The sequence below is a fragment of the Streptomyces sp. 6N223 genome (assembly GCF_052246635.1).
Taxonomy (GTDB): Bacteria; Actinomycetota; Actinomycetes; order Streptomycetales; family Streptomycetaceae; genus Streptomyces.
In genome coordinates this window covers 1-10,639 of the sequence record NZ_JBQQCA010000097.1, presented here as the reverse complement: position 1 = coordinate 10,639, position 10,639 = coordinate 1, and the positions used below count along the sequence as shown (strand labels likewise).

Sequence of the window (10,639 nt, the reverse complement as noted above, 5' to 3'; positions counted from 1 at the left end):
CGGATTGCATGAGGCGGGCTCTGGCTGCGACGAGGGTGCAGGCGTCGGGGAGGGTGAGGATGCCGGCGCAGTGGGCGGCGGCGAGTTCGCCGATGGAGTGACCCGCCAGGTAGTCGGGCTGTAGGCCGTGGGTTTCGAGGAGTCGGTAGAGGGCGACTTGGAGGGTGAAGAGGGCGGGTTGGGTGTGTTCGGTGCGGTCCAGGCCCTCGCCGGTGGTGATGATCTCCCGCAGCCCGGGCTCGAAATGCGATAGCACCTCGTCGTAGGCGTGGGCGAAGGCGGGGTAGGTGGTGTAGAGCTGTTGGCCCATGCCTGCCCGTTGTGAGCCCTGGCCGGTGAAGAGGTAGGCGAGCTTGCCGGGCTGGGCGGCCGAGCCGGTGACCACGTGGGGGTGTGGCTCGTCTGCTGCCAGGGCTTGGAGGGCCGCCAGCCGCGTCTCGTCGTCCTGACCGATGATGACGGCCCGGTGGTCGAACAACGCCCGCGTCCTCACCAGCGAATGCGCGACATCGGCGGCCGACAGCTCGGGGTGGTTCTCGACCCACGCATGGAGGCGTTGGGCCTGGTCGCGGAGCGCGGACTCCGACTTCGCCGACAGCGGCCACGCCACGGGGCCCTGCTGCTCGGCCGCGCTCTCGCCGTGCTCCGACTCAGCCGCCTCCGGTTCCTCGAGGATCATGTGGGCGTTGGTGCCGCTGATGCCGAACGACGAGACGCCCGCCCGGCGCGGATGGCCGTTCCGCTCCCACTGCCGGTTCTCCGTGAGCAGCGAGACGGCGCCCGCCTCCCACTCCACGTGGGGCGTCGGCTCGTCCACGTGCAGGGTCTGCGGCAGCAGCCCGTTTCGCATCGCCATGACCATCTTGATCACGCCCGCCACACCCGCCGCCGCCTGCGTGTGGCCGACGTTCGACTTCACCGCGCCGAGCCACAGCGGCCGGTCCTCCGGCCGCTCCTGCCCGTAGGTGGCCAGCAGCGCCTGCGCCTCGATCGGGTCGCCGAGCTGCGTTCCCGTGCCGTGCGCCTCCACGGCGTCCACCTGCTCGGGTGCCAGCCGCGCGTCGGCCAGGGCCTGGCGTATGACGCGCTGCTGCGAGGGGCCGTTGGGGGCGGTGAGGCCGTTGCTGGCGCCGTCCTGGTTGACGGCCGAGCCCCGGATGATGGCGAGGATCTGGTGGCCGTTGCGTCGGGCGTCCGACAGCCGCTCCACCAGCAGCAGGCCCGCGCCCTCCGAGAAGTTCGTGCCGTCGGCCGAGGCGGCGAACGCCTTGCACCGCCCGTCGGGGGCCAGGCCGCGCTGGCGGCTGAACTCGACGAACGGCGCCGGGGTGGACATCACCGTCACCCCGCCCGCCAGCGCCAGGTCGCAGTCCCGCTTCCGCAGCGACTGCACCGCCAGGTGCAGCGCCACCAGCGACGACGAGCACGCCGTGTCGATCGTGACCGCCGGGCCCTCCAGACCGAAGGTGTACGCCACCCGCCCCGAGGCCACGCTGCTCGTCGTGCCCGTCAGCAGGTAGCCCTCAAGCCCTTCGGCGTCCGGGAAGGCGTGCGGCACGTACTCCTGGTGGATGACGCCCGCGAACACGCCGCTCCGGCTGCCGTGCACGGTGCCCGGGTCGATGCCCGCGTGCTCGAACGCCTCCCACGCCAGCTCCAGCAGCACCCGCTGCTGCGGGTCCATGGCCAGCGCCTCGCGCGGCGAGATCCCGAAGAACGCCGGGTCGAAGCCCCCCGCCTCCGCGATGAACCCGCTCTCGGTGGCGTAGGAGGTCCCCGGGTGCTCCGGGTCCGGGTGGAAGAGCGAGCCCAGGTCCCAGCCCCGGTCGGTGGGGAAGCCCGACACGGCGTCGCCGCCCTCGGAGATGAGCCGCCACAGGTCGTCAGGGGTGACGGCGCCGCCGGCATAGCGGCAGCTCATGCCCACGATGGCGACGGGCTCGTGCTCCCGCTCCTCCGCCTCGCGCAGCTGCCGGTTCGCCTGACGCAGATCGGCCGTCGCCCGCTTCAGATAGTCGCGAAGCTTCTGCTCGTTCCCCATGTGATGTCTAGCTCCTCAGTCCGGCAGGTCGGTCATCAGGTCAGGCAGAAAAGGAAAGTAAGGAAAGGAAACGGAAGAAGAAGGTGGTGAGGTCAGGAGGCGCCGAGCTCTTCGTCCAGCACGCTGAAGAGTTCGTCGTCCGTGGCCACGTCCACGTCCAGGTCGTCGTCATCGCGGGCCTCCCCGGCGTTCCACTCCCGGGCCAGGGCCTGGAGGCGGGCTCCGATGGCGGCGCTGCCCTCGGGGTCCGCGTTCCGCCGGGCCGACTCCAACGCCGCGGCGAGGCGGTCCAGTTCGGTCAGCAGCGGCGCGTGCGCGGCGGCCGGGGCGGGCGCCAACTCCTTCCGCAGGTAGTCGGCGAGCGCGCTGGGTGTCGGGTAGTCGAAGATGAGGGTCGTCGGCAGGCGCCGCCCCGTCGCGGCACCGAGCCGGTTACGAAGCTCCACGGCCGTCAGCGAGTCGAAGCCCAACTCGCGGAAGGCGCGTTCGGCCTCGATGCGCCCCACGGAGGTGTGTCCGAGCACGGTCGCCGCCTGGGCGCGCACCAGCTCCAGCAGCGTGCCGAGCTGCTCGGACTCCGTCGCGCCGGTGAGGCGTTCGAGCAGGCCCGTCGAGTCCACCTGCGCCGCCGCCTCGGCCCGGCGCCGGACGGGCCCGCGCACCAGACCGCGCAGCATCGGCGGCAGCGAGCCGCGTTCGGCCTGCGCCCGCAGCCCCGACGGCTCGATGCCTGCGGCCACCACCAGGCCGCCCTTGCCGCCCTTGCCGCCGTGGCCGTCCTGCCCGCCGTGGGCCGCCAGCGCGGCGTCGAACAGCGCCAGGCCCTGCTCGCTGTCCAGCGGCCGCAGCCCGCCTCGGACCATCCGCGCCAGGTCGGCCTCGTCCAGGTGGCCCGTCATGCCGCTGGCCTCGGACCACAGGCCCCACGCCACGGAGATGCCCGGTACGCCCCGCACGCGGCGCCGCTGCGCCAGCGCGTCGAGGAAGGCGTTGGCCGCCGCGTAGTTGGCCTGGCCGGGGCTGCCGAGCACGCCGGCCGTGGAGGAGAAGAGCACGAACGCCGCCAGCCCGGCGTTCTCCGTCAGCTCGTCCAGCAGCAGCGCCGCGTCCACCTTGGGCCGCAGCACGCGCTCGACCTGCTCGCGGCTGAGCGAGGCGACGATGCCGTCGTCCAGCACGCCCGCCGCGTGCACGACGGCCGTCAGCGGGTGCTCCAGCGGCACCGACGAGAGCAGCTTCTCCAGCTCCGCCCGGTCGGCGGTGTCGCACGCGGCGATCGTCACCCGCGCGCCGAGCGCCTCCAGATCCCGCGCCAGCTCGGCCGCGCCCGGGGCGTCCGGCCCGCGCCGGCCGGTCAGCAGCAGGTGCCGCGCGCCGTGGCGGGTCACCAGGCGCCGGGCCACCAGGCCGCCGAGGGTGCCGGTGCCGCCGGTGATCAGCACCGTGCCCTCGGGGTCCAGCGCCTCGGGCCGCGAGGGCTCGGCGACGCCCGTCCGCGCATCCGCATCGCGCGCGAGCCTCGGCACCCGGACGGCGCCCCGGCGCAACGCCAGTTGAGGCTCGTCCACCAGCCCGAGGGCGTACGGCAGCGCCGCCTCCGACTCGGGGGTGCCGTCGAGGTCGATCAGCGTGAAACGCCCGGGATTCTCCGTCTGCGCGGTGCGGATCAGGCCCCACAGGGCGGCATGGCCCAGCTCCGGCACGTCCTCCCCGGCGTCGGTGGCCACCGCCCCCTGGGTCACGACGGCCAGCCGCCCGCCACGGTCGTCGGACAGCCACTGCTGAACCGTGTCGAGCAGCGGGTAGAGCGCCTCGCGCACGGTCGGCCCCAGCTCGGGCTCGGGCCGCACGACGACCACGTCCTCGGGGGTGGCGGCAGCGTCGGGGGCCTCGCGGCGGATGTCGTCGGCCGATGCCAGCTCGGGCCAGTCCAGCAGGAGCAGCGTCTCGGCGCGTTCCGCGGCGGCGGTGGCGGCGGCGGAGGCGGAGGCGGCGATGGCCTCGGGGTCGGCCACGTCCAGTGTGACGGCGTCGATGGTCGCGACGGGCGCGCCCGTCGGGTCCGCCAGCGTCAGCGCGAAGCGATCCGGCGCGACGCCGGTCGGGGCCAGCCGGACGCGCAGCGCGGTCGCACCGGTCGCGTGCAGGGCAACGCCCTCCCACGCGGCGGCGAGGCGCGGCCGGCAGGTGCCATCGGCGACACCGGCCAGATCCAGCACGTGCCGGGCGGCCTCCAGCAACGCCGGGTGCAGCCCGTAGCCCTCGGCGTCGGTGCCCTCGGGCAGCGCCACCTCCGCGTACAGCGCCTCCCCGTCGCGCCAGGCGCGGCGCAGCCCACGGAAGGCGGCGCCGTACGCCGTGCCGGCCGCGTCCAGACGCTCGTAGAGGCCCGCCACCGCGTCGGCGTCGACGGCCTCGGCCCCCGGCGGCGGCCACGCGGCGAGCGGCGCTCCGTCCGCCGCCGCCGCCTCCGACAGGACGCCTTCGGCGTGCCGGGTCCAGGACAGCTCCGGATCGTCGCCCCGCCGGGCGTGGATCTCCACCGACCGGCGGCCCCGCTCGTCCCGGGGGCCGATGGACACCTGCACCTGAACCCGCACCGGGTCGTCGTCCTCGGGCATCGACAGGATCAGCGGCGTGGCGACGCTCAGATCCTCGACGCGGCTCGCGGCCACCTGGTCCCCGGCCGCCATGGCCAGTTCCAGGAACGCCGAACCGGGCAGCAGCCCAAGGCCGCCGAGCGCATGCTCCGCCAGCCACGGCTGGTCGGGCGCGGGCAGTTGACCGGTGAGCAGCACCCGGCCGTCGGAGGCGACGCTGACCGCGGCGCCGAGCAGCGGGTGGGCGACCGGGGCCATGCCGAGACGGGAGGCGTCGCCGGTGGCCTCGGGGGCGTCCAGCCAGTAGCGCTGGTGCTGGAAGGGGTACGTGGGCAGCGGCACACGGCGTCCGGTGGTCCGCCAGTCGATGGTGAGGCCGTGGGTGTGTGCGTGGGCGAGGGCGTGGGGGAGGTGGTCGCCGTGGTCGCGGCGGAGGGTGGGGAGGATGGCGGTGGGGGTGGGGTGTTGGTCGAGGGTGTGTTGGATGCCGATGGTCAGGACGGGGTGCGGGCTGGTCTCGATGAAGTGGCGGTGCCCGTCGTGGTGGAGGCGTTGGATGGTGTCCTGGAAGCGGACTTGCTGGCGGAGGTTGGTGTACCAGTAGTCGGCGGTGAGGGTGGTGGTGTCGATGGGCTGGGCGTGGACGGTGGAGTAGAAGGCGATGGGGGTGGTTTGGGGGGTGATGCCGTGCAGGGCGGTGAGGATGGTGTCGCGGAGGGGTTCGATGTGGGGGCAGTGGGAGGCGTAGTCGACGGGGATGGTCTTGGCGCGGATGTCGCGGGCCTGGCAGTCGGCGACGAGCGTGTCGATGGCTTCGGGGGTGCCGGAGATGACGGTGGAGGTGGGGCCGTTGAGCGCGGCGATGTGTACCTCCTCGCTCAGCAACGCCTCGACCTGGTCGGCGGGGAGGGGGAGGGAGGCCATGGCGCCGGTGCCGGCGAGTGCGGTGATGGCCTTGGCCCGCAGGAGTACGGCTTTGGCGGCGTCGTGGAGGGTGAGTGCGCCGGCGGTGTAGGCGGCGGCGATTTCGCCTTGGGAGTGGCCGACGACGGCGTCGGGGGTGATGCCGTGGTGTTGCCAGAGTGTGGCCAGTCCGGTCATGACGGCGAAGAGGACGGGCTGGATGACATCGACCCGTTCCAGCAGTGCGGGATCGGGGTGGGTGAGGAGCTGGGTGAGGTTCCAGTCGTCGGTGTAGGGCGTGAAGGCTTCCGTGCAGGCCTGGATGTGGTCGGCGAAGACCGGCTCGGTGGCCATGAGGTGCTGGCCCATGCCCGGCCACTGCGAACCCTGCCCGGGAAACACAAACACCGTCTTCCCCGCCACCACACCGCCCGTGACCAGATCCGGATGCGGCTCACCCGCAGCCAACGCCGCCAAGGCGCCCATCCGATCCCCGGAGGCGACGATTCCCGCCCGCTCGGCGAACGGCGTCCGCCCGGTCGTCAGCGAGTACGCCACATCCGCCGGATCCAGCCCAGGATCCGCCTCGACCCGCCGCAGCAGCCGCCGCGCCTGATCGCGCAGCGCGTCGGCGTTCTGCGCGGAGAGCGGCCACACCACCGCCCCGCTCGTCCTGGCCTCGCCGTCCGTCTCACCCTCCGTCGACTCCTCGGCGGCGGGCGGCTCCTCAAGGATCACGTGGGCGTTGGTGCCACTGACGCCGAAGGACGAGACGGCCGCGCGGCGCGGACGGTCCAGCGGCTCCCATGGCTGGGCCTCGGTCAGCAGGGAGATCGCCCCGGCCTCCCAGTCGACGTGGGGCGTCGGCTCGTCCACGTGCAGGGTCTGCGGCAGCAGCCCGTTGCGCATGGCCATGACCATCTTGATGATGCCGCCGACGCCGGCCGCCGCCTGGGTGTGGCCGATGTTGGACTTGAGGGAGCCGAGCCACAGGGGCCGGTCCTCCGGCCGGTGCTGCCCGTAGGTGGCCAGCAGCGCCTGGGCCTCGATCGGGTCGCCCAGCGTCGTGCCGGTGCCGTGGGCTTCCACGACGTCCACGTCCGCCGCGTCGAGGCGGGCGTTGGCCAGGGCCTGCCGGATCACGCGCTGCTGCGAGGGCCCGTTCGGCGCGGTCAACTGGCTGCTCGCACCATCCTGGTTGACCGAGACGCCCCGCACCACCGCCAGCACCTGGTGGCCGTTGCGCCGCGCGTCCGACAGCCGCTCCAGCAGCACCAGGCCCACGCCCTCGCCCCAGCCCGTCCCGTCGGCCGACGCGGCGAACGCCTTGCACCGCCCATCCGGCGACAGCCCCCGCTGCCGGCTGAACTCCACGAAGAGCCCCGGCGTCGCGATGACCGTCGCCCCGCCCGCCAACGCCAGCGAGCACTCGCCGTTGCGCAGCGCGTGAGCCGCCATGTGCAGGGCGACCAGCGACGACGAGCACGCCGTGTCCACCGTCACCGCCGGGCCCTCGAAGCCGAGGGTGTACGCCACCCGGCCCGAGGCCACGCTGCCAGCGCTCCCCGTCCCCAGATAGCCCTCGAACTCCTCCGGCGACGAGGGATACAGCAGCCGTGCCCCGTAGTCGCCGTACATGATCCCGGCGAAGACGCCCGTGCGGCTGCCGCGCAGCGAGGCCGGGTCGATCCCGGCGCTCTCCACCGCCTCCCAGGCGGTTTCCAGCAGCAGCCGCTGCTGCGGGTCGATCGCCAGCGCCTCACGCGGTGAGATCCCGAAGAACTCCGGGTCGAAGTCGGCCGCGTCATACAGGAAGCCGCCGTCCTTGGCGTACGTCTTCCCCGGCTGTGCCGGGTCCGGGTCGTACAGCCCTGCGACGTCCCAGCCCCGGTCCTCGGGGAAGCCGGAGATCGCGTCGCGGCCCTCGGCCACAAGCTCCCACAGCTCGTCCGGTGAGGCGACGCCGCCGGGGTAGCGGCAGGCCATGCCGACGATCGCGATCGGCTCGCGGGCGGCGGCCGTGGCCCGCCGGTTCTCCTGGCGAAGCCGCTCGCTCTCCTTCAGCGACGCCCGAAGTGCCTCAACGACCTGTTCGGTCGAGGTAGTCATCCCAGCTCCCGTCCGAGTCGCACCAGCCCTGTCACCAGCCCAGTCACCGGCCCTGTCATGCCTTGTCCTCGTTCAGCGCCAACGCCACGAGGGCGGCCGTGTCCAAAGTCTCGATCTCGGCGATTTGGTCGCCCTTCGGCGGTTCTGAAGCGGCGCTTTCCTCCGCCCCTGGCACCCCTGCGAGCTGCAGCAACGCCTCCAGCAGACCTTCCTCGCGCAGCCGCGCGACGGGGATCCGCGCCAGCGCGCGGCGCACCGCCGCGTCCGGGTCCTCCTCCGCCGGCGCCAGCAGCTCGTGCAGCCGCCCGGCGACGGCCTCCGGCGTCGGGTAGTCGAAGATCACCGTGGAGGGCAGCCGCAGCTCGGTCGCGGCGATCAGGCGGTTGCGCAGCTCGACGGCGGTCAGCGAGTCGAAGCCGAGGTCGAGGAAGCCCGTGCCGATCTCGACCTGTGCCGGGTCCGTGTGGCCCAGCACCTCCGCCACCTGACGGCGCACCAGGTCCAGCAGCGCCTCGCGGCGTTCCGCCTCACCGAGCCCGGCCAGCCGCTCGGCCAGCGCCGAGCCGCCCCCGGCCCCGCCCGGGGCGCCGGGTGTGCCCGGGCCCGCGTGCCCGAGCGCGGCGGCGCGGCGCGCCGGGGTGCGGACCAGGCCGCGCAGCACCGACGGCAGCTCCGGCAGCTTGCGCAGCGCCGGAAGATCGAACCGCACGGGTACGGGGGTGGCGAGGCCCAGGGAGTCCGGGGACCCCAGGGAGAGCCCGGCGTCGAACAGCGCCAGCCCTTCCTCCACGCCGATGGGCAGGATGCCGCCCCGGCCCAGCCGCCCCTGGTCCGCCTGGCCGGACATGCCGCCCTCGGTGTCCCACAGGCCCCAGGCGTAGGAGACGGCGGGCAGGCCCTGGGCGCGGCGGTGCGCGGCGAGGGCGTCGAGGTAGGCGTTGGCGGCGGCGTAGTTGCCCTGCCCGGGGCTGCCGAGCGTGCCCGCGACGGAGGAGAAGAGGACGAAGCGGCCTACGCCCGAGCCCGCGCCCGCGCGTTCGTGGAGGTGCCAGGCGGCGTCGGCTTTGGCGCGGAGGACGGTGTCGAGGCGTTCGGGGGTGAGGGAGGGGATGGTGGCGTCGTCCAGGGCGCCGGCGGCGTGGATGATGCCGGTGATGCCGGGGTGGGCGTCGAGGAGTGCGGCGACGGCGGCGCGGTCGGCCAGGTCGCAGGCGGCGAGGGTGACTTCGGCGCCGAGGGCGGTCAGGCCGTCGCGCAGCTCGGCGGCGCCGGGGGCGTCGGGCCCGCGGCGGCTGACCAGCAGCAGGCGCTTGACGCCGTACGCCGTGACCAGGTGGCGGGCCACCAGGCCGCCCAACGCCCCCGTCGCGCCGGTGACCAGCACCGCGTCGTCCGGCCCGAACGCGGGGCCGGCGGCGGGCTCCGTGGGCAGGTCCGTCAGGTTCGGCTGGACCAGGCGCGGCCCGAACGCCTCGCCCCGCCGGATGACCAACTGCCCCTCGCCGGACGCCAGCGCGGCCGGGAGGGCGGCGCGGGACGCCGGGTCCTCGTCCAGGTCCAGCAGCGCGAACCTGCCGGGGTTCTCCGTCTGCGCGGACCGCACCAGACCCCACACCGCCGCGTTGCCCAGGTCGCTCACGTCCTCGCCCGCCGCGCCGTGAGTGAGGAGCGTCAGCCGCGACTCGGCGTAACGGGCATCGCCCAGCCAGGCCTGCACCAACGCCAGCACGTGGTGCGTGGCGGCGTGCGGGTCACCGCCGGGACCGCCGGCCGTCGGAGCGCAGTCCGCGACCACCGCCCGTCCTTCGGGGACTTCGGCCAGCTCGGCGAGCTCCGCGGCGTCCCCCACGAACACGGGCTCCGGCGTCCGTCCTTCGGCCGGAGCCGGTGCCGGAGCCAGCGCCGGCAGCGTCACCGGCACCCAGTCCAGCGCCAGCAGCGGCAGACGCGGACCCGCCGCCACCGGGGCCAACTGCTCGGGCGCGACCGGCCGCACGGTCAGCCGTTCCACCATCGCCACCGGAGCACCCGAGGAGCCGGCGATGGCCACCGTGTACGCCCCCGGCCCATCCGGTGCCAGCCGCACCCGGGCCACCGTCGCCCCGGCGGCGTACAGAGACACGCCTGCCCAGGCGAACGGCAGCAGCGGCTGCTGCCGCTCCGCCTCGTCGAGGGTGAAGCCGAGGCCGTGCAACGCCGAGTCGAGCAGCGCCGGGTGGATGCCGAAGCCAGCCGTCTCGGTCTCGCCGTCCAGCGTGACCTCGGCGTACACGGCGTCCTCGGCCTTCCAGGCCGAGGCGAGCCCCTGGAACGCCGGGCCGTAGCCGAGGCCGAGGTCGGCCAGCGTGCCGTAGAAGTCGGACACGTCGATGGGCTCGGCCCCCGGCGGCGGCCAGGCCGTCAGCTCGACCGGGGACGCCGCGACGCCATCGGCAACCGTGCCGGTCGCGTGGCTGGTCCACGCGCCGCCCGCCTGCTCCTGCTCGGCGGCGCGCGAGTGGACGCTGACGGGCCGGCGCCCGGAGTCGTCCGGCGCGCCCACGTTCACCTGGAGCTGGACCGCCCCGTCCTGTGGCACGACGACCGGGGCCGCCATGGTCAACTCCTCCAGCCGCCCGCAGCCCAGCCGCTCGACGGCGTGCAGCACCATGTCGATCAACGCCGAGCCGGGGAGCAGCACCGTGCCGAGCACGGCGTGATCGGCCAGCCAGGGCTGGGCGCGGAGCGAGAGACGGCCGGTGAAGAGCACGCCCCCCTGGCCACCCGCGAGTTCGACCGTGGCGCCCAGCAGCGCGTGCTCGGCGCCGTCCATCCCGAGCCCGGCCGCGTCACCGGAGGTGTCGGTGACGGTGTCGAGCCAGTAGCGGTTTTCCTGGAAGGGGTAGGTGGGGAGGGGGGTGGGGTGGCCGGTGGTGGGCCAGGTGGGGGTGTGTCCGGTGGTGTGGGCGTGGGCGAGGGCGGTGGTGAGGGTGGTGGGTTCGGGGTG

2 protein-coding genes and 1 pseudogene are annotated in these 10,639 nt (G+C 74.3%); all 3 read right to left on the bottom strand.

Features of this window, described 5'->3' with window-relative positions; all coding sequences use genetic code 11:
- Positions 1–2,041, bottom strand: a 2,041-nt coding sequence (locus ACTWQH_RS32020) for a type I polyketide synthase (RefSeq protein ID WP_443290323.1), incomplete at its 3' end; no start/stop codon positions are given.
- A 92-nt stretch (positions 2,042–2,133) separates the two neighbouring features.
- Positions 2,134–7,623, bottom strand: a pseudogene (locus ACTWQH_RS32015) (type I polyketide synthase); the annotation flags it as partial.
- Between the two features lie 85 nt (positions 7,624–7,708).
- Positions 7,709–10,639 (bottom strand): type I polyketide synthase (locus tag ACTWQH_RS32010; protein ID WP_443290322.1); only part of this gene is annotated, 2,931 nt, incomplete at its 5' end.